Origin of the sequence: Burkholderia sp. 567 (assembly GCF_040545115.1) — a bacterium.
GTDB lineage: Bacteria > Pseudomonadota > Gammaproteobacteria > Burkholderiales > Burkholderiaceae > Burkholderia > Burkholderia ambifaria.
On the sequence record NZ_JBEPLG010000004.1, the window covers coordinates 389,731 to 410,519 of the forward strand.

The 20,789-nt window shown below is 68.2% G+C and carries 14 protein-coding genes; 5 read left to right on the forward strand and 9 right to left on the reverse strand.

Going from position 1 to position 20,789, the window contains the following annotated elements; all coding sequences use genetic code 11:
• Window positions 1-50: 50 nt before the first annotated feature.
• The 3 genes from ABIC50_RS15150 (at window position 51) to ABIC50_RS15160 (ending at window position 3,705) form a co-directional block, all read left to right on the forward strand.
• Entirely contained in the window at window positions 51-968 is a 918-nt protein-coding gene (locus ABIC50_RS15150; RefSeq protein ID WP_011660714.1) for a LysR family transcriptional regulator, read from the forward strand.
• A 241-nt stretch (window positions 969-1,209) separates the two neighbouring features.
• Window positions 1,210-2,427, forward strand: a complete 1,218-nt coding sequence (locus tag ABIC50_RS15155) for an MFS transporter (protein ID WP_126223882.1) — start codon at window positions 1,210-1,212, stop codon at window positions 2,425-2,427.
• Between the two features lie 165 nt (window positions 2,428-2,592).
• The gene (locus ABIC50_RS15160) at window positions 2,593-3,705 is read left to right on the forward strand and encodes an alkene reductase (RefSeq protein WP_354165046.1); all 1,113 of its coding nucleotides are present in this window, start codon (window positions 2,593-2,595) and stop codon (window positions 3,703-3,705) included.
• A gap of 64 nt (window positions 3,706-3,769) precedes the next feature.
• On the opposite strand, the gene ABIC50_RS15165 is transcribed toward ABIC50_RS15160, so the two are convergent.
• The 3 genes from ABIC50_RS15165 to ABIC50_RS15175 form a co-directional block, all read right to left on the reverse strand.
• Window positions 3,770-4,441 (reverse strand): phosphohydrolase, encoded by a 672-nt coding sequence (locus ABIC50_RS15165; protein ID WP_175662456.1) that lies wholly within the window; start codon window positions 4,439-4,441, stop codon window positions 3,770-3,772.
• 74 nt (window positions 4,442-4,515) lie between these two features.
• Complete coding sequence (locus ABIC50_RS15170; RefSeq protein ID WP_175670477.1) at window positions 4,516-6,396, reverse strand: amidohydrolase; 1,881 nt, start codon at window positions 6,394-6,396, stop codon at window positions 4,516-4,518.
• A gap of 157 nt (window positions 6,397-6,553) precedes the next feature.
• Complete coding sequence (locus ABIC50_RS15175) at window positions 6,554-9,400, reverse strand: ATP-binding protein (RefSeq protein ID WP_354165049.1); 2,847 nt, start codon at window positions 9,398-9,400, stop codon at window positions 6,554-6,556.
• A 391-nt stretch (window positions 9,401-9,791) separates the two neighbouring features.
• Between ABIC50_RS15175 and ABIC50_RS15180 the strand changes: the two genes are divergently transcribed.
• Complete coding sequence (locus ABIC50_RS15180) at window positions 9,792-10,700, forward strand: AraC family transcriptional regulator (protein ID WP_175664565.1); 909 nt, start codon at window positions 9,792-9,794, stop codon at window positions 10,698-10,700.
• A 120-nt stretch (window positions 10,701-10,820) separates the two neighbouring features.
• Here ABIC50_RS15180 and ABIC50_RS15185 read toward each other — a convergent pair whose 3' ends face one another.
• Entirely contained in the window at window positions 10,821-11,810 is a 990-nt protein-coding gene (locus ABIC50_RS15185; RefSeq protein ID WP_471685659.1) for an MBL fold metallo-hydrolase, read from the reverse strand.
• A gap of 194 nt (window positions 11,811-12,004) precedes the next feature.
• On the opposite strand from ABIC50_RS15185, the gene ABIC50_RS15190 reads away from it, so the two are divergent.
• Window positions 12,005-12,910 (forward strand): LysR family transcriptional regulator, encoded by a 906-nt coding sequence (locus tag ABIC50_RS15190; RefSeq protein ID WP_105830922.1) that lies wholly within the window; start codon window positions 12,005-12,007, stop codon window positions 12,908-12,910.
• An 18-nt stretch (window positions 12,911-12,928) separates the two neighbouring features.
• Here the strand turns inward: ABIC50_RS15190 and ABIC50_RS15195 are convergent, their stop codons facing one another.
• The 5 genes from ABIC50_RS15195 to ABIC50_RS15215 form a co-directional block, all read right to left on the reverse strand.
• Window positions 12,929-14,404: an alginate export family protein gene (locus ABIC50_RS15195; RefSeq protein WP_354165052.1), complete on the reverse strand. Its 1,476-nt coding sequence runs from the start codon at window positions 14,402-14,404 to the stop codon at window positions 12,929-12,931.
• Window positions 14,404-15,333, reverse strand: a complete 930-nt coding sequence (locus ABIC50_RS15200; RefSeq protein ID WP_012371999.1) for a hypothetical protein — start codon at window positions 15,331-15,333, stop codon at window positions 14,404-14,406. Before ABIC50_RS15200 ends, ABIC50_RS15195 begins: the two co-directional genes overlap by 1 nt.
• A 148-nt stretch (window positions 15,334-15,481) precedes the next feature.
• Window positions 15,482-16,021: an HD domain-containing protein gene (locus tag ABIC50_RS15205; protein WP_354165281.1), complete on the reverse strand. Its 540-nt coding sequence runs from the start codon at window positions 16,019-16,021 to the stop codon at window positions 15,482-15,484.
• A gap of 137 nt (window positions 16,022-16,158) precedes the next feature.
• Window positions 16,159-17,208 (reverse strand): patatin-like phospholipase family protein, encoded by a 1,050-nt coding sequence (locus ABIC50_RS15210; RefSeq protein WP_354165055.1) that lies wholly within the window; start codon window positions 17,206-17,208, stop codon window positions 16,159-16,161.
• Window positions 17,209-17,284: 76 nt separating this feature from the next.
• Complete coding sequence (locus tag ABIC50_RS15215) at window positions 17,285-20,740, reverse strand: adenylate/guanylate cyclase domain-containing protein (RefSeq protein WP_354165058.1); 3,456 nt, start codon at window positions 20,738-20,740, stop codon at window positions 17,285-17,287.
• Between the last annotated feature and the right edge of the window lie 49 nt (window positions 20,741-20,789).

The window sequence follows — 20,789 nt, forward strand, 5'->3', positions numbered from 1 at the left end:
TCGCGCCGGCACGAACCGGCGCCGACAACCGACAGGCTGGAGATTGAACGATGGATACCTTGCTTTCGATGCGCGTGTTTACGCGCATCGTCGAAACGGGCAGTTTCACGCGCGCGTCGGACACGACCGGGCTGACGACACCGCGCGTGTCCGCGCTGCTGAGCACGCTCGAACAGCACCTCGGTTGCCGGCTCTTGAACCGCACGACGCGCCGCATCTCGCTGACCGAGGACGGGCAGGCGTACTACGAGCGCTGCGTCGGGGTGCTGCGCGAAATCGACGACATGGAAGCGGCGGTATCGCAGGCGCGCAACGTGCCGCGCGGCCGTCTGAAAGTGAACCTGCCGCCCGCGATGGCCAAGCAGATCATGGTGCCCGCGCTGCCCGAATTTCTCGCCGCCCATCCGAACATCTCGATCGAACTCGGCGTGACCGATCGCCAGATCGACCTCGTCGGCGAGGGCGTCGATTGCGTGGTGCGCATCGGCGCGCTCGACGACTCGGGGATGATCGCCAGGCGGATCGGCAGCCTGACCACCTGCACGTGCGCGGCGCCTGCGTATCTGGACCGATGCGGCGCGCCCGAAACGGTCGACGAACTCGCGCAGCACGTCGCGATCAGCCACATCTCGGCCGATACCGGCCGCCCGCGGCCGTGGGACTACGTCGTCGACGGCGAAACGCGGATCGTGCAGATGTGCGGCACGGTCGCGGTGAACGACGCCGATACCTACATCGAGTGCGGCGTCGCGGGCATCGGCCTGATCAAGACCTCGCTGTACCTGGTCGAACCGTATCTGAAATCGGGACGCTTGCGCGAGGTGCTGACCGATTTCAACGCGCCGCCGCGGCCGATCTCGATCCTGTATCCACCGAATCGGCATACGCCCGTCAAGCTCAAGATCTTCGTCGACTGGCTCACGAGCCTGTTCGCGCAGATTCCGACGCTGCAGGGCCAGCGCGGCTGAACGCCGCCACCGTCGGCCCTGCCCGAACGCCCGCGTCCCGACCGTTTTCACGCCCCTGACACCGCGAGCGCTGCGCGCCTTTGCGCGGCACGCAATGCTCGATTGCGCGACGGACGTATTCCGTTGTCATCGCTCGATCAATAGTCTTGACGGCAATGCGGCGTGCATCGCTCGCCGCTTGCGAAATCGCAATGCGCTGCCCGGCAAACGGGCGTCCGACATCTCGTTCAAGGAGTCGACCATGTCAACGGAATCCCCCGCCCTCGCGGCCCACGGGCAGGCGCCCAGGCTCACGCAGGGCCTCATCCTGCTGTTCGCGTTCAGTTGCGGCGCGATCGTCGCGAACCTGTACTACGCACAACCGATCACCGAGCTCATCGCGCCCGGGCTGCACATGTCCGGCGGGATGGCGAGCCTCATCGTGTCGCTGACGCAGATCGGCTACGCGCTCGGCCTGTTCTTCATCGTGCCGCTCGGCGATCTGCTCGAGAACCGCAAGCTGATGATCGTCACGGCCGTGATCTCGATCGCGAGCCTCGCCGCGGCCGCGGTCACGCGGACGCCCGGCCTGTTCCTCGCGATTTCGCTGCTGATCGGCTTCAGTTCGGTCGCCGTCCAGATCCTGGTCCCGCTCGCCGCGCACCTCGCGCCGGATCATTCGCGCGGCCGGGTGGTCGGCACGATCATGAGCGGGCTGCTGCTCGGCATCCTGCTCGCTCGCCCGCTGTCGAGCGTGGTGGCCGACGCGTTCGGCTGGCGCTTCGTGTTCGCGGCCGCCGCGGGGGTGATGACGCTCGTGACGGTCGTGCTCGCGCTGACGATTCCGTCGCGCCAGCCCGATCATCGCGCGACCTATTTCGACCTGATCGGCTCGCTGCTGCATCTGGTGCGCACGATGCCGGTGCTGCGCCATCGCGCGTTCTACCAGGGCCTGATGTTCGCGTCGTTCAGCCTGTTCTGGACCGCCGTGCCGGTCGAGCTGACGCGTCACTACGGGCTGTCGCAATCCGCCATCGGCCTGTTCGCGCTCGTCGGCGCGATCGGCGCGACGTCGGCGCCGGTCGCCGGCCGCTTGGCGGATGCCGGCCACACCGTGCGGGCGACGCTGATCGCGCTGGTTGCCGGCGCACTGTCGTATGCGGTCGCGCTGCTTCACGGCGTCGGCCTGTACGGCCTCGTCGTCACGGGCATCGTGCTCGATTTCGCCGTGCAGATGAACATGGTGCTCGGCCAGCGCGAGATCTACGCGCTGGATGCGACGAGCCGCAACCGTCTGAACGCGCTGTACATGACCAGCATCTTCGTCGGCGGCGCGATCGGCTCCGCGCTCGCGAGCCCGCTGTACGAACACGGCGGCTGGCCGCTCGTCGCCGCGGTCGCCGGCGCATTCCCGATCGTCGCGCTCGCGCACTACCTCGCGATCGGCCGGCCGTACGCGCAACGCCACGCACGCACCTGAACCGGCGCCGGCCGCCGGTCGAGCGCACGCATGCCGCCCGGCTCGTGCGCGCGCCGGAGCGCCGCCGGCATGTCATTCCGACTTTCCACCGGGGCCGTTGTTTCGCCGTCCCACCGCTTGCGGTGCGATGTGCGACGCCCCTGCTCAACGCACAAGGAGTCCACCATGTCTTCCCTGCTCAGCACCTATGATCTGCGCGGCCTGCCGCTGCCCAACCGCGTCGTGATGGGGCCGATGACGCGCTCGCGCGCACCATCGCGCGGCCTGCCGACCGCGCTCATGGCCGAGTATTACGCGCAGCGCGCGTCCGCCGGCCTGATCGTCACCGAGGCAACCAACGTCAGCCACACGTCCGCGGCGTTCGAACTGACGCCCGGGCTCGTCACCGACGAGCAGGCGGCCGGCTGGAAGCAGGTCACGGACGCCGTCCATGCGAACGGCGGCCGCATCTTCGCGCAGTTGTGGCACGGCGGCCGCGTCAGCTCGCTGACGCTGCTCGGCGGCGACGCGCCGCTGTCGCCGTCCGGCGTCAACGACGATCTCGAGCAGTTGCAGGTGTGGGCCCGGTTGCAGAACGGCTATTACACGAAGATTCACGCGACGCCGTCGCGCGCGATGACGACGGACGAAGTCGCCGCGACGGTCGACGACTTCGGCCGCGCGGCCGCCCGCGCGATGGCGGCCGGCTTCGACGGCGTCGAGATCCACGCGGCCAACGGCTACCTGCCGCACCAGTTCCTGTCGTCGACGCTGAACCGCCGCGACGACCGCTACGGCGGCTCGGTCGCGAACCGCGCGCGCTTTCTCGAGGAGATCGTCGACGCGGTCGGCGACGTGATGCCGCTCAGCCGCGTGGGCGTGCGCATCTCGCCGTACGCGCAATACAACAACGTGCGGGACGCGGATCCCGATGCAACGTACGCGTACGTCGGCCGCATGCTCGACGAAGCGGGCGTCGCCTACCTGCACGCGGCCGATACCAACGGCTGGAGCGGCGAGCCCGACCTGCCGCGCATCATCGAGCACACGCGCAAGACCTTCGGCGGCACGCTGATCGTCAACGGCGGCATCACGCCGGACGCCGCGAATGCGCTGATCGATGCGGGCGACGCCGATCTCGTCGCGTTCGCGCGTGCGTACATCGCGAACCCGGATCTCGTCGAACGCATCGCCACGCATGCGCCGCTCGCCGTGCCGAAGTCGATCGGCTGGTACGGCGGCGAGCGCGCGGGATACGTCGACTATGCGCGGCACGACGCGGCGGCGCCGACCGCCTGAGCCGCGTCGCACGGCAGCGCCATGACCGGCGGGCCGCGCGGGCCGTCGCTTTGAAAAGGTTCCTTCAGGCATCCTTCCAATGCGCACCCAGCACGCGCCCGCAGAAATTCGGCCGGTGAAAATCCGGGTCGGCCCGCTCGAGCACGTCGGCGCTCCACGTGCCGAACGTCGATGCCGGCCGGTGCGCGACCCCGTGGGCGACCGCGTCGAGGAACGCGTCGCCGAACCCGTCGCCGCGCGGATAAGCGGCGAGCAGCGCGCGGCGCTCGTCGGCCGAATACGCGTCGGCGTCGGTGGCCATCAGGTCCGTCGATACGGCGCTCGACAGCGCGCGCGCCAGCGGCGACACGCGGGCGGCCACGCCGGGCGTCGTATGCAGCGCGATCGCGCGCCATACGTCGTCGCATATCGGCTGCGGCGTGCGGTGCCGCGACAGGAACGCGTGCGCGGCATCGGCGCTGTCGAGCTCGTAGCGCGCGCTCGAGCGGCAATACGCGGCACTCAGGCCCATGTTCGCGTACAGGGCGGCCACGTACAGCGCATCGGCATCGCACGTGTCGCCGGCGCGGCGCGCGGCGAGCGACGCGAGGACGAATACCCGGCAAGCGTGGTCGGTGATCACGCGCGGCAGCGACGCGCGCGCGGCCTCGGCGGCCTCGATCGCGATCGGCGTGCGCGGAATGCGAACGCCGGCGACTTCGTCATTCGCCGATGCGCACGTGTGCGCAGAATTCATGTCGTCTCCTTCTGCCCCGTGCCGGGGCCGAAAAATTGCTTGTTCTTCGCGGCGCGCGCGCCGGCACCCGTCGCCTAAAACGCGGCGCCGAGGCAACCGAACGCGCTGCACGGCTCGGCGAGTTCCGTCGCGGCCGCATCCACGCGCTGCGCGCAGCGACGTCCATATTCGCGCGCGAACCCGGCATCGCGGCCGCCGTCGGCCGCGGCTCGCGGCTGCGCGGACGCGACCGGACGCCACCGGCCCATGCCGCCGAACTCGGCCACGGGCGACCACGCGGGGCTCACCGGCAGCGGCGGCGGCGCCAGCGGCGCGAATTCGTCGTCCGCGTGCACGACCTTGCCGTCGACGATCGTCAGAACCGACGACAGGTGCTTGATGCGTGATTCGTCGATCGTGAAGTAGTCGTCGGTCAGCACCGCGAAATCCGCGTAACGGCCGGGCAACAGCGCGCCCTTGCGATCGTCTTCGTTCGAGAACCACGCGCTGCCGACCGTATAGCGGCGCAGCGCCTCCATCCGGCTGAGCCGATTGCGCTCCGGATAGAGCACGGTGCCGCCGACCGTGCGCCCGGACACCATCCAGTACAGCGACACGAACGGGTTGTAGCTCGCGATGCGCGTCGCATCGGAGCCCGCGCCGACCGGCAGCCCGGCCGCCAGCATCGCGCGGATCGGCGGCGTGCGCGTGGCGGCTTGCGCGCCGTAGCGCGCAATGAAGTACTCGCCCTGAAACGCCATCCGGTGCTGCACCGTCACGCCACCGCCGAGCGCCGCGATGCGCGCGATGTTCGCATCCGAAATCGTCTCGCAATGATCGAAGAACCAGCGCAGGCCGTCGAACGGGACATCACGATTGACGGCTTCGAGCACGTTCAGGAAGCGGCCGATCGATTCGTCGTACGTCGCGTGCAGCCTGAACGGCCAGCGCTGGCCGACCAGCAGCCGCACCACCGCGGTCAGTTCCGCCTCGAGCTCGTCGGGCAGGTCCGGGCGCGGCTCGAGGAAATTGCCGAAATCGGCCGCGGAATACACCAGCAGTTCGCCGACGCCGTTCAGCCGCAGGAACGCGTCGCCGTCGCCGGGCTTGGCCAGCGTCATCCAGCGCGCGCAGTCGTCGATTTCGCGTCCCGCATGCTGCACGAACAGGCTGTACGCGATGCGCACCGTCATTTCGCCGCGCTTCGCGAGCGCCATGAGCGCGGCGTAATCGTCCGGATAGGCCTGGAAATCGCCGCCCGCGTCGATCGCGCTGGTCACGCCGAGGCGGTTCAGCTCGCGCATGAAGTGCCGCATCGAATTCATCTGGTCGTCGAAGCCGAGCCTCGGGCCCTTCTCCAGCGCCGCATGCAGCACGGCCACGTCCGGCCGCGCGAGCAGCATGCCGGTCGGCCGGCCGGCGCGATCGCGCTGGATCTCGCCGCCGGGCGGATCGCACGTGTCGCGGCCATAGCCGATCGCGCGCAGCGCGGCCGCGTTCAGCAGCGCGCTGTCGCCCAGGTGCATCACGAACACCGGCGTGTCGGGCGCGATCGCGTTGAGCTCGGCCACCGTCGGCCCGCGCTTTTCGGCGAACTGGAATTCGGTCCAGCCGCCGACCACGCGCACCCACTGCGGCGCGGGCGTGCGCAGCACCTGGCGACGCAGCATGCGCAGCGCCTCGGCCAGCGTCGATACGCCGTCCCAGCGCAGTTCCAGGTTGAAGTTCAAGCCGCCGCGGATCACGTGCAGGTGCGAGTCGTTCAGCCCCGGGATCACGGTGCGGCCGTTCAGGTCGATGTGCAGCGTGTCGCCGCGCGCATGGCGCATGACCTCGGCAGCGCTGCCGGCCGCGAGAATCCGGCCGTCCTTCACCGCGAGCGCGGTCACGAACGACTGCCTGTCGTCCTGCGTCGCGATCTTGCCGTTGAATACGATGAGGTCCGCCGATTCCGCGGATTGCGTCGCCTTAAGCACCGTCAGCCTCCCCGCTTGCGCCGCAGGCCGGCAACCGGCCGCACGCGGCATGCCGGCGGTTTGACGTTACAAGCACCATCCACCCTCCGTTGAATATTGATCGATCGGACGGCCGGCCGCGCTGCGCGGGTGCGTCCTGAGCGGGCCACGCGCGCCATCACGCGGCCGATTGCATCGCATCGAGGGTCTCGTGGCGGAGGTGCGCAGGACCGGTCGGCCGCGCCGTCTCCGAGCGGATGAAGCTCTGCACCCGCGCCAGGCGCCGCACGTCGACCGCGCGCGATTGCGGGTCGAAATGCCCCGACAGGTTCGCCACCAGCGACGATGCCTGCCCGATACGCCCGCGCTCGATCAGATGATCGGCGAGATCGAGCGTGCCGCGCAGCGCCCACATGGCCGCACCTTGCCCGTCCGCCGCATGGATCGCCATCAGCAGATGCCGGTGCCCGTCCGCTTCGCAGGCGACCGCGCGCTCCGCGTCGGCGGTGCGGGCCTGTTCGAGCATCGCCAGACCTCGGGCACGCAGCAGCTCGGGCACGAACAGATGCTCGCCTTGCGCGCGGCAGCACGCGAGCGTCGCGTCGAGCTTCACGCGGGCCTCGGCCGCGCGGCCCGTGCGCGTGAGCCCTTCCGCATACGCGACCACCAGCGGCGCGAGCAGGCGCCGGAAGCCGCTCGCCTCGATGCGTCGCAGCGCGGGTTCGAGCCGCGCCAGCCCGGCGCCCGGATGGCCGGCCTGCATGTCGAACTGCCCCGCGAGACATTCCGCATGGTCGAGCCAGATATCGAAGCCGTTCGCCTCGGCGGCCGAGCGCAGCGTCGCGAGATAGTCGGAGATGATGTCGTGATCGCCATGGCGCAACGCGATCGGCACGGCCGCCGCGCCGAGCACGACGCACAACGCCAGCGCCGACCCGCTGCGGCGCGCGGATTCGACCGCCTGCGCGGCGAGCCGCATCGCATGGTCCACGTCGCCCTGCATCCAGACGAGCCGCGCCAGCACCGTGCGGCCAAGCGTCGCGACGTCGATGCCGAGCGCCGCTGCCGCGCAAGGCGGTTCGCCGGCCACGGCCAGCTCGGCCGTGGCCGCCTCCAGCCGCTCGCGCGCCTGTGCATGCTCGCCGAAGTAATGCAGCGACGTCGCGACCATCGCGTTCGCCAGCAGCCGTTGCGGCCGGTCACCGCGCCGCTCGGCCGCCCGCTCGAAGCGCATTGCGTAGCGCAGCGATTCGTGAATGTCGCCGTGCGACAGCGTCGCGTTCCAGAGCCCGACCATCGCGCTGGCGTCGAATGCGTCGTCACCGACGCGCCCGGCAAGGCCGAGCGTGCGCTCCCACATCGCGGCGGCCGTCTGCGTATCGCCGTCCGTATACAGCAGCGCCGACGCATAGGCCGCGCGCAACCGCATCTCGCTCGACGCGTCGACGGCCCCGAGCGCGCCGGCCTCGATCGCGTCGAGCGCGCGCCTCGCCGGGATCGAACAGTCACGCATGCGCGCCGGCTCCCGCAATGCGAGCGCCAGCGCGTCGGCTTCCGCCACAGGCGGCTCGGCCGCCGCGGGTTCGCGCACGGCTTGCACGGGAGCCGGCATCCGGGCTTGCGCCTGCGCGTGTTCATGGCGTGCATGACGCTCGGCGATGCGTTCGAACTCGCCCTCGTTATGCAGCTTCTCGAGCGCATACGCGCGCGTCGATTCGGTCAATCGGTAGCGCGCCTGCGCGCCGTTGAATTCGACGGTCACCAGCGACTTCGCGATCAGCTCGCCGAGCACCGCGATCATGTCGGCGGGCGACATGCCGGGATCCATCGCGACTTCGCGGGCCGCATCGAACGTGAACGGGCCGACGAAGCACGCCATCCGGCGAAACAGCGCACGCGCGGCCGCATCCAGCAGCACGTAGCTCCAGTCGAACGTCGCGCGCAGCGTCTGATGGCGCGGCAACGCGGAGCGCAGGCCGCCCGTGAGCAGGTTCAGCCGGTCGTCGAGACGCGACGCGACGACTTCCAGCCCGAGCGTCGCGACGCGCGCGGCAGCGAGTTCGATCGCGAGCGGAAGCCCGTCGAGCCGCCGGCAGATATCGCCGATCAGCCGGACACCGGCCGCGTCGATCACGCAATCGGGCGTGGCCGCGCGAACCCGCGCCAGAAACAGCTCGACCGCCGAATGACGCGCGATCTCGTCCACCGTTGCGGCGCCGTCGGGCACCGCCAGCGGACTCACGCGAAACACGGTTTCGACCGAGATATGAAGCGGTTCGCGACTCGTCACGAGCACCCGCAGCGGCGCGGCGCGCGCCGTCAGCGACTCGACGAGGTCGGCCACCAGATCGACCACATGCTCCGCGTTGTCGAGCACGAGCAGGCTGCGCGACACGGCGAATGCGTCGCCGAGCCGGTCGACGGCCGGCACGCCATGCGTGTCGAGCCCCAGTTCCGCGGCAATCGCGAGCAGCACGTCGTCGCGCGTCGTGGCTCGCGCCAGTTCGACGAACAGCGCGCGCTCGCCGACCCGGCCGCGCCACGCGTGCGCGACGCGGTCGGCCAGACTCGTCTTGCCGATGCCGCCGGCGCCGACGAGCGTGACGACCGGCGCACGGTCGATCATGTCGACGATCTGCTCGAGCTCGGCGCGACGGCCGACGAGCGGGGCCTGATGGACGGCTTCGGCGCCTGGCGCCGCGGCAGCCGGGTGCGGCGCCACCGCGTGCAGGAGCGGCGGATTCGCCACCAGCAGGTAGCCGCGGCCCGGGACGGTCTTGATCAGGTCGCGGCTCGCGCCGAGCGCCTTGCGCAACGCCGCGACATGCACCTGCAGCCGGTTTTCCTCGACGATCAGGCCGGGCCAGACGGCATCCATGATGTCGTCCTTCGACACGACGGAACCGTTGGCGCGATGCAGTACTTCAAGTATGTCGAGCGCGCGCGCGCCAATACGCAGCGCCGCGCCGTGACGGCGAATGTCCCGCTGCTCGAAATCCACCGATAAAGCCCCGATCTGGATCATGGCCGCCTCCAGGTTCCCCACGATGACCGCCATGTGAACGGAGCAGGTCACGGGGGCGGGAGTCCGCACCCGGCCTGCCGTTCAGGGCGGGTTCAAAGTCTCGAAAATGTCGGGCCGAGTGTATACGCGGATTTCGTAAAAATCTTGAAGGAAAATGCGCTGATACGGCGCGCCGGCGGCCGCCGCCCGGCGGGAATGCGGATCCGGCGATATCATTCGCCCCAGCGTGTTCGCGTGCTGGTCAGGCCCCGGCACCGCCCGAAACTGTCCGCGACAAGCATTTCGTCAAGCAGCGGACATTTGTTCAAGTTATCTTCGGCCTATCGGGCCCGCTGTATGTACCGGACGCCACGATGCTCGCCCGCCGTCCGACTCCGAAGGAATTTTCGCCATGCCAGATCCCCTCACTGCGCCCGCCGCGGCACCCCCGAAAGACACGCTCGGCTGCATCGCGAACCTGCTATCCAAGGATATTGAAAGGTCCGCGGGCGGCCTGACGCTGCATCGCAAATGCATGCGCGACGAACAGTTCGAGCGCATCGAGATGGCGGCCAGCGATCGCGGCTTCCTGATCGGCGTATCGCTGAACGCCGGCCACCGCCGGACGATCTACCGCGGGTCCGGCAAATCGGAGCGGCGGTTTCAGCACAACTCCATCTACATTCGCGACTTTTCGCGGAATTTCCGCGCGGACCTCTACGGCCAGTTCGATTTCGTCCTCGTCGAGCTGTCGCATCGCTATCTCGGCGACCTCGGCCGCGAGCACGACGGTCTGGAAATCGGCGGCCTGAGTTGCGCGCCCGACGTGCAGGACGCGGTGCTGGGCCACCTCGCGCAAGCCGTCGCCAACAGCCTCGACGGGTCCGGCGCGCTGAACGCGTTGTTCGTCGAGCAGATGGGGCTCGCGATCGGCACGCATCTGGCCTGCCGTTACGGCAATGCGCGCGCGCGCGACCTGGAGCGCAAGGGCACGCTGTCGCCGGTCAAGGTCGCGCTCGCCAAGGAACTGCTGATGGAGAAGGCGGACCTCGGCGTGTCGATCGAGGAAGTCGCCAACGAATGCGATCTGTCGCGCGGCTATTTCATCCGCGCGTTCTCGCGCGCGACCGGACGCACGCCGCATCAGTGGCTGCTCGAACAGCGCGTGGTCCGCGCACGCCAACTGATCGAGACGACCGACATGACGCTCGCGGAAATCGCGGCCGCCTGCGGCTTCTCGGACCAGAGCCATCTGAACCGCCTGTTCGCTCGCATCGTCGGCCATCCGCCCGGTGCGTGGCGGCGCGGCATGGCGCGTTGAGCCGCCGGTGTCGAGGGGTCGTACACGCCGGTCACGGGCTTGCGACGGCCACCGGCCACGCCCGGCGCGACGAACGATTTTTTCCCACGGCGGAACCTGCGTTACTAACGTGAACAAGCGCTATTTCAGCGGCGTCTCGTCGTAGTTCACCGGCACCCAGTCGTACCGCTCGCCGTCCTTTCGCAAATGCCCGAGCCCGGGAAACGCGATGTGCGCGGCACCGACCAGATACCGCTTGCCCGCCACGCGCGCGAGCGTGTCGCGCCGCGTGCGGCGAGCCGCATCGGCATCGGTGTCGTACTGGACGGTGGCGCCGGTGTCCTGCAACTGGATCGCCGCGACGTGGACGATGTCGCCCCACGCGAGCAACCCGGCGTTGCCGCTCTCGATCAGATAGGCCGTATGGCCCGGCGTGTGGCCCGGCATCGGCACCGCGCGAATGCCGGGCGCGAGCGTCGCTTCGCCGCGAAACGTGCTGAAGCGCCCGGCCGCGACGTAAGGCGCGACGGATGCGGCCGCCGCATCGAAAAACGACGCGAGGAACGCCGGCGCCTGCGCCTTGCCGTCCGGATCGAGCCAGTATTTCGCGTCGATCTCGTTCACGCGGACGGTCGCATTCGGAAAGGTCATCCTGCCGTTCGAAACCAGGCCGCCGACATGATCCTTGTGCAGATGCGTGAGCAGCACTTCGTCGATCTGCCCGGGCTCGTAGCCGGCCGCGCGCAGATTGGCGAGCAGCTTGCCGCAGCAGTCGCCATAGAGCGCGCCGGCGCCGGTGTCGACGAGGATCCGCTTCGACCCGGTGTCGATCAGGAACGCGTTGATCGACCCTTGAACCGGCGGCTCGAGAAATTCGCGATCGAGATCGCGCCGGATGGCCTCCTTCGACACGTCGCGAAACACCGTATCGATCGGAAACGGATGCGTCCCATCCGACAACGCGACGATCTGCAGGCTGCCGAGCTGCTGCCGATAGAATCCGGGCGGCTGGCGCCCGCCGCCCGGCTCGTCCGCGCACGCGGCCGACGCGAGGGTGCCGAGACACCCCACGACGAGCAGCATGCGGCCCGCGCGCGCCGCGCGTGTACACCAGTTCAGGTTCTTCTTCATGTGCGATCCAAGGTTTGCATACGGACGTGATGCCGTGACACCGAGCTTAACGGTCAGGACCGGGAATAATCCTGCGCGCCGCATGAATCGTTCTGAACGCGAGACCCGGTGCGATCCACGGCCACCGGCCGGCGCTAGAATGCGGACGGCATGCAACGCATCGTCGCGACAGCGACACGCACCCCGACGACGACATGGACAAATTCTCCGCGCTGCGCGCGTTCGTTGAAGTAGCGGAAGCCGGCGGCTTCTCCAGCGCAGGGCGCCGCCTCGATCTCGCCGCTTCGTCGGTGGTGCGTGCGGTGGACGCGCTCGAGGCATCGCTCGGCACCGTGCTGCTGAACCGCACCACGCGACAGGTCACGTTGTCCGATGCGGGCGCCGTCTACTATGCGCGGGCGAAGCAGCTGCTCGAGGCGCTCGCGGAAGCCGATGCACTCGTCGCCGATCGCGGCGACGAACCGTCCGGACCGCTGCGCGTGTCCGTGCCGGTCGCGTACGGCATGCACCGCATCGCACCGCACGTCGGTGCGTTCCTCGCGCGCTATCCGAGGCTCGATCTCGATCTGCAACTCACCGACGCACGCGTCGATCTCGTCACCAGCCGGATCGACGTCGCGATCCGGCTCGGCGAAGCCGCGCCGTCCGCGGAAGTCGTCGCGCGCCAGCTCGGCACGTTCCGGCGGTATGTCGTGGCGAGCCCCGACTATCTCGACGCGCACGGCACGCCATCGATGCCGGGTGAGCTGGTCGATCATGGATGCCTGCGCTTTCACTTCGGGGGCGATCAGCAGGCGTGGTCGTTCGTCGATGCGCACGGCGCGACGAAGGTGCTCGTCACCGGGCGACTGAAATCGAACCACAGCGAAGTATTGCGCGCCGCCGCGCTCGATGGCGGCGGCATCGCGCTGCTGCCCGACTGGCTGGTCGATGCCGATGTCCGTGCCGGCCGCCTGCGCAGGCTGTTCGAACAGTACGACGTCGTGCCCGACGCGGCACGCTCGATCGTCACCGCGCTCTACCTGCCGAATCAGCGGGGCTCGAAGCGCGTCACGGCGTTCATCGATTTTGTCGAGGCGCAGGCTCGCACGCCGTGCTGAATCGCACGGCATGCGGTGTTACCAGCCGAACTTCGCCTCCATGCCGACATAGTCGGCATTGCGCGCGCCGAGCGCGCGAATCGAATCGGCGACCTGGAAGTGCACGGCTTCGACGGCAAGCGCCACGTTTGCATTGACGAGCCAGTCCACGCGGGCCTGCGCATACATGCCGGTCCACGCACTGCCCTTGCCGGCCGTGCCGGGCACCGCCGACATCCCTTGCCCGTAGATCGCGTCGGCCGTCGTCGCGCGCCACTGGAAGCCGACCGCGGTCATGACCGTCACGTTGCTGGCCGGCTTGAACGTCAGCGACGGCTTCACGTGAATCAGGTTGCTATAGCCGGTGTAGCCGGCAAGCGTGAAGTAATAGCCGTTCGGGAACAGCGGGTTGAAGGTGCCCATGCGCCCGTCGCCCGGATGCCTGTCGCCCGATGCACCGTCGAACTGAATGCCGATGCGCGGCGTGCCGGCCGTTTTGGCGAACGTGTAGCCGGCCAGCGTGCCGAAGGCCCACGCGCCGATCGTGTCCGGTCCGATGTGCCCCGTCTGGAGCATCGCCTCGGCATCCCAGTCGAATTGCCCCGATTTGCCCGCGTAGCGCATGTCGAACACGTCGCGTCGTTCGGTGCCGGCCCCGGCGAGATACCGCGCATTGTCGCGGGTATAGCGCGACCAGTACGCGGATAGGTCGCCAGGACCGGTGCCGCTGCGCTCGACGCGCACGCCGTCGAATCTCAGGTGTCGGTTCGAGACGTCGTCGAACACCGCGTCGTTGCGGTATTGCACCGGGCGCGTCACATAGCCGATCAGCCGCCATTTGCCGATTTCGTAATTGGCCCACAGCGCGTCGAACGCCTGACGCACGTTGGGCCCGTCGCGCACCGACACGAACCGCTGCAAGTCGAATGCCATCTCCTGCCGGCCGATGCGCGTCTTGAAGGTGCCGCCGCCCAGCTGATCGACATACGCGACGAACGCCTGTTCGACGTCGAGCTGATCGCGATCGACCACCCCGACCGTATCCTTGCCGAACGGCCGGGAATCGACGAGCTGGAAGAACGCCTGGAAATGCCCGGCATAGCGCAGATCCGCGTGCACGTTCGCACGCTGGATCACGTAATTGTCGTCATGCGCGGCGCCCAGCCCGAACAGCGGCGCGTTGTTCAGCTCGAAGCGCTCGCGCAGGTTCGCGCCGAGCGACAGGTAGGTCGACGGATCGCCGCCGAGTGGGATGTACTTCAACGCGTCGAGCGGCTTGCGCGGCACGCACGGGTTCGCGAGCACCGACCAGTCTTCCTGCCAGCGGTTGAACAGCACCGTGGGCCGCTTCGCGGTGCACGACGTGCCGGCGGCTGCGGCCGTGGCCGGGTCCGTGGCCGCGGCCGATGATGCGTCTGCACCGGCCGCCGTACCGGCGTACGTCGCGGCGCCCGCCGCCAGCATGGCGGTCGGCAGGACGCCCCGCCACGCACGTTGCGTCGACCGATGTCCCATTACTTCGACCGCGCGTGGATCTCGGCGACATAGCCGCCGGGGAACTGCACGAGCGCCGCGTCGCGGCCGTCCGACGCAAACGTCGGTACCAGCACGGTCACGCCGGCCGCTTGCGCCTGCTTCAGCGTGGCGGCGAGATCGGTCACTTCGTAGCCCGTCATCTCACGGCCGAACGGGTAAGGCAGACGGCCATCCGTCGCGAGCACCGTCATCTTGCCGAAGCCCGATTCGATCCGGATGCGGCGGTACGTATCGTTCGGCCGGCCGATCTCGACGCCCGGCGCGTGGCGCACGTCCGACACGACCTTGCCGCGCGAGAACGCGACGAAATCGCGCACCAGCTTGTTCGCGCTTTCCGGCGACACGTACACGCGGTTTTCCGGCACCGTCTGCAGCGCATCGTAGTGCGGCGCTTCGGTATGCCAGTACAGTTGCATGTTCACGCCGCCCGGCCAGCGGATGATCGCATCGCGGCCGATCGGGTCCGGGAACGTGTCGACGATCACGTCCGCGCCGTGCGCGCGCGCCGACTTCACCGCGACGTCCATGTCGGTGACGAGATAGCCGGTGCGCTCCTCGCAGAACGGATACGGGATCGGCGTCTTGAAGCCGAACACCGACACCGTGCCGACCGGCGTGAGCACGAGCTGCGACATCGTCTGGCTCGGCGTCGGCGTGACCTGGAACACGCCCTGCTTCGACTTCTTGCCGCCGAACGTCGCGACGAAGCTGTCGGTAAAGCGGTCGAAATCTTCCGGCGCGACGCAGACGTGCGTCGTATCGTATTGCGGACCGACCGTGACGGCCGGTACACGCCCGGATGCGGACTCGACCAGACGCGTCGTATCGGCGTGGGCCGGCGCGTTCGCCAGCAATGCGCCGAATACGGCCGTCGTCAGCAATACCTGTCGCAACTTCAGTGCAATCATCGAGTTCTCCTTGAGCTTGCCGACAGGCATGCTGCCCGTGTGGCGATTCGAAACAGACTAGTGAAGGCGGGCCTGAATGTCATGGCGGCATCCTGAATTGTTCTGAATAGGCCGCGCGGGCCTTACGACTTCCTCCTAACGCCCGCCGTCACGCCGGAACAGGCAAACCCAGCCGCCAGCTCAGATTCCCGCGCGCGCGCGCCTCGCAGCGCGTGTAGAAGAAATCGGTCAGATAGATGCGCGGGCGTTCGAGCAGCCCGCGCAGAATGGCACGTTCAAGACGGTCGTAAGCGCGGTCGTCGAGATCCGGACGCTCGGCCCGCAGGCGCCGCCCGTCTTCGCGAAACCGGCTGCGAGACGCACCGAGCACGGCCAGATCGATGTCGCACACGAAACGGGTATCCGGTTCCGCGGCGGGGCCCGCGTGGGTGGTCGCGCGAATCATCGCGCAGACAAGGTCGCACGCGCGGATGCGTCCATCCGCCTGGCGCCGGAACCAGTCGGCGCTCCGCTGCTCGTTATCCTGCGCGCCGGGGACGAAGATCACGTCATGGAACCACAGCGCGAGCTCGACGGTGTCCGGTTCGGGAATCGCGCCGCGCGCGAGGTCGAGATGGCGTAAGCAGCGCCGTACATGCAACAGCGTATGGTAATGGCGCGCCGGCTCCGCATAGCATCGCGCCAGCATGCGATAGACATCCTCGGCACGTGCGCCGCCGCAGCATGACCACAACGCAACGAATCGCGCCTGCGTCCGGTTCACGTTCGCTCCTTGGCGCGGGGCGCCGCGCACGATCGCCCCAGGCCGACATTAGCGCGATGCGCTCAGAAAAATTCCCTGCGAATGTCGATGCTGGACCGCTGTCCGATGTTGCCGTAATGATGCGCGAGCCACGCGTCCGCTTCGCGCCGCCCGTGGTCACGCAGCTCGCTCAGGAATCCCCAGTCCGCGTTGTACTTGCTCGATACGCTCAATGCGCTCAGCGCGTCGTCCGCGCGAATCGAATGGATCAGCATTTCCTTCATGTCGCCGCGCTTGACCGTGCCGTCCCGGATCAGGTCGGTGACGAACGCGATGGCGCGCATCTCGCGCATCAGCGACGAGTTGAAACTGATCTCGCTGATACGGTTGAGGATTTCCGCGGCCGTGACCGGCACCCCGCGGCGCACGAGCGGATTGATGTGCACGATCACGACGTCGCGCGTCGCGCAGTTGTAGATCAGCGGATAGATGGCCGGATTGCCCATGTAGCCGCCGTCCCAGTAGAACTCGCCATCGATCGACACCGCCTGGAACAGGGTCGGCACGCATGCCGACGCAAGCACCGCGTCGGCGCTGACATCCTCGCCCGTGAAGATGCGGATCTTCCCGGTCTCGACGTTGGTGGCGCTCAGGTACAACCGGATCGGACAGTGCTTGCGCAGCGCGTCGAAGTCGACCCGGCGCTCGAGCACCTCGCGCAGCGGATTCAGGTTGTTCGGATTGAACTGATAGGGCGAGAAAATGCGCAGCATCATGTCGGCGAACGCATAAATCGGCGAATGATCGAGCCCGAAGCTGTGCGTGCCCTTCAGCCAGGGCGCCCAGCGCAGCGGGTTGTAGTGCTCCGCCGATTTCGCGACTGCCTCCCAGAAGTCGTGCAGCGCTTGACGCGCACCGTCCTCGCCGCCCTGCAGCAGCCCGTACGCGAGTACCGTGGCGTTCATCGCGCCGGCGCTGGTGGCGCTGACGCCCTCGATGTCGAGCCTGCCGTCTTCGATCAGCCGGTCGAGCACGCCCCACGTGAAGGCGCCGTGCATCCCGCCGCCCTGCAACGCCAGCGCGACCGGTTTGCGCGGGACATCGCGGTGACGTCTTGTATGCGTGATTGTCATGCCCGTCTCCTCAAGCAGCGGCGGGGCGCGCGCGGCACGCGGTCACACGATGCGTCGTCGTGCGCCGCGGGCCCGTTCATCCCGCGCGCGCGCCCAATGCATCCAGCAGCGTTTTGGCCTCTCGCAGGTCGCTCGTGTCGAAGCCTTCCGTGAACCACGCGTACACCTCGGACAGCGCTTGCGCCGCCTCCACGGTCTTTCCCTGTCGTTGCAACAGCCTGGCGAGGTCTGACGCCGCCCGCAATTCCAGCGCCCTGGCACCCTGCTGGCGCGCCCGCGCGATCGCCTTGTGAAGGCAATCGACGGCTTCGTCGTCTCGTTCGGGTGCCGCGCCTTCGTTGCCCGCGCCGTCAGCCAGATAGAGTCCGGTGAGCCGGTACACCTCGGCCTCGTAGCAATGCTCGCCGGATTGCTCGACGATCGCCCTGGCCTCTTCCAGCATGCTCAGTGCCGAGCGCTTGTCGCCCGCGCGCCAGTAACTGTCGGCGAGCAACGCGAGCGAATAAGGACGCTGGTCCTCGCCGCCGGCTGCCCGCTGCGCGTCGAGGCCCAGCCGCATCTGCGCGATGCCGTCCGCGATGTTTCCCTGCGCGCTCATCGCCCAGCCTCGCAGCACCGTTCCCCACGCGAGCCAGTACGGCAAGCCGTGCTCGGTCGATACGGCGATGACCGCGTCCGCGCGCTCGGCGGCAAGCAGCGGCTCGCGCCGCAGTTGGTGCAAGTGCGCGGTGTAGGTCAGGCTGAATGCGAGCGAAGGCCCGTAAGAAAGACTCCGTGCGAGCGCCAGTGCTTCGACGCTGCAGTCGAGCGCCTGGTCGGGATACCCCTGAATCCACAGGGTCAGCACGAGGAAACTGAGCGCCCGGATGCCGGGATCCACGCCGTGCGCGAACACGTGCGCCTGATGCTGCTCCGGGTCGTAGATCGCACGGGCCTGCTCCAGATGCGTGCGAGCCGCAGTGAATTCGCCCTGCAGAAAGAAGCACGACCCCAGTGCGCTATGTGCCTCGATGAGGAAGCCCGGATCGTTCGCGTCCCGGGCCGTATCGAGCATCTGCTTGCCCAGCTCGGTCGCGAGCGCATACTCGCCGCGCACCACGTGATGCATCCGCAATCCCAGTTGCGTCGCGAAGCGCGGCGATGCCTCGCCGGTCCGTTCGCACAGCTCGAGCGCGCGCGTATAGACTGCGCCGACCTCGGTCGCGCCATACCCGCGCACGTCCATCAGGACCGGCCCGAGCGAAAGCAGCAGTGTCAGCTCCCAATGCGCACGCACGGGTGTGTCGGGCAAGCCCTTCAGCAACGCCAGCGCCGCGCCGAGGTGATTCATCGCATCGTGATGGGCGGCATGGCGCAACGCCTGCTGGGCCGCGCGATGCAGGTATTCGACCGCCTTCGGAATGTTGCCGCTCTGGCTGTAGTGATGCGCAAGCTCGCTGCAGTAATCGGCGATGCGCGTCGGAAACAGCATCTCGATCGCCTGCGCGGTGCGCTCGTGCAGCGTGGTACGCCGCTCCGTGAGCAACGAGCGCCCGGCCACTTCCTGGGTCAGCGCGTGCTTGAACGAATAATTGACTTCGGGGAAGGCGGGACGCTCGTAGATGAACTCCGCCGCTTCCAGATGCGCGAGCAGACGCCGCAGTTCGTCGTCCCGTGCCGGCGCCTCGCCGCAAATGCGCCGGATCAGGCTGAACGGAAACTCGTGGCCGATCACCGCGAGCGCTTGCAGCAGTTCCTTTTCGTCGAGCGGCAGCCGGTCGATCCGCGCAGCCAGCACGCCCTGCACGGTGGTGGGAATGTGCAGCGTCGCCGGTGTCTCCTCGATCCGATAGCGGCCGGCCTCGCCGAGCAGCGACTTCTCCTCGACGAGCGTCTGGACCACTTCCTCCATGAAGAACGGGTTGCCCTCCGTCTTCTCCAGAATGAGCTGCTTCAGCGGCACGAGCGAGCGATCCTCGCCGAGCAGCGCCGTGAGCAATCCCTGCGCATCCGAGGAGCCCAGCGGTTCGAGCCGCAGCGTGCTCCAGTGCGCCGCGCCGGCCCACGCGGGCCGATACTCGGGCCGGTAGTTCACCAGCAGCAGGATGCGTGCGTCGGGCACGTGGTCGATCAGGTACGTGAGGAACGCTTCCGTTTCACGGTCGAGCCATTGCAGATCCTCGAACAGCAGATGGAGCGGCTGATTCCGGCTCTCGCGCACGAGCAGCTGCCTGATCGCGTCGAAGGTGCGCTCGCGCCGGATCTGCGGATCCATCTCGGCGAGCACCGGGCCGCCTTCACCGATACCCAGCAGATAGAGGACGTACGGCACGAGGTCCTCGAAACTGCGCTCGAGCGTAAGCGCCTTGCCGATGACCTTTTCCCGGCAGCGCCGCTCGTCATCCTGGGTCGTGATCTGGAAATAATTCTTCAGGAGTTCGATGAGCGGCAGATTCGGAAATGCCTTGCCGTGCGATACCGAGAACGTCTCCAGCACCAGCGCGCCGCGCCGCGAACGCTCCTTGAACTCGTGGAACAGGCGCGACTTGCCGACGCCGGCTTCGCCCACCACGCCGACCACGCGCCCGTGCCCGGCCCGCATGGTGTCCAGCGCGCGGTTCAGGTGCTCCATTTCCGTTTCGCGGCCGACGAAGCGCGCGAGGCCGCGGTGCGCCGCCAGTTGCAGGCGCGTGCGCAACGCGCCCAGGCCCAGCACCTCGTAGACGCACAGCGGCGCGGGAATGCCCTTGAGTTGTGTCGCGCCCAGCGCCTTGAATTCGAAATAGCCCTCGGCCAGCTTGTGGGTCGACTCGCTGACGAGAATCGACGTCGGCGCCGCGATGCCCTCGATCCGCGACGCGATGTGGATCGTATGCCCGAGCGGATCGTACTCGGTGTGCAAGTCGTCGGTGCGGATCGAACGGACGACGACCTCGCCCGTGTGAACGCCGACGCGAATCTGCAGAGGAATGCCTTCCTGCAGACGAATGCGGTCGCCATGCTGACGCATCGCCTGCTGCATGCGCAACGCGGCGAAGAGCGCGCGCTGCGCATGGTCTTCGTGGGCGATCGGTGCGCCGAACAGCGCGAGGATGCCGTCGCCGAGCGATTTCGCTACATACCCTTCGTAGTAATGGACCGCCTCCATCATCAGCTCGACCACGGGCACGATCAGGCGATGCGCCACTTCGGGATCGAGATCGTGGATCAACGCGGTCGACCCGGCCATGTCGGCAAACAGCGCGGTCACGGTCTTGCGCTCGCCGGCGGGCTCGCCGCGCGCTTCCATCGCCGCGTGCTCGGCGCGGATTCGCTCGGCAAGATGATCCGGCGTGTAATGAACGGGGGTTGGCGGGGGCTCGGCGGCCGATGGCCGGGAAGGTGGCGGTGCCGCAGCGGGCGTCTCGAGCGACGCTCCGCAATTGCTGCAGAAGCGGGCCGCGGGGTCGGCGTCATGTCCGCATTGCGGGCACGTGCGGGACAGCACGGCCTGACATTCCTGGCAGAACCTCGCACCGGGAGGATTCTCGGACCCGCATAGTGTGCAGCGCATAAAACCCTCTCTTCCTGCCAAGGGTCGACCTCAAAACATTATGCGCCAC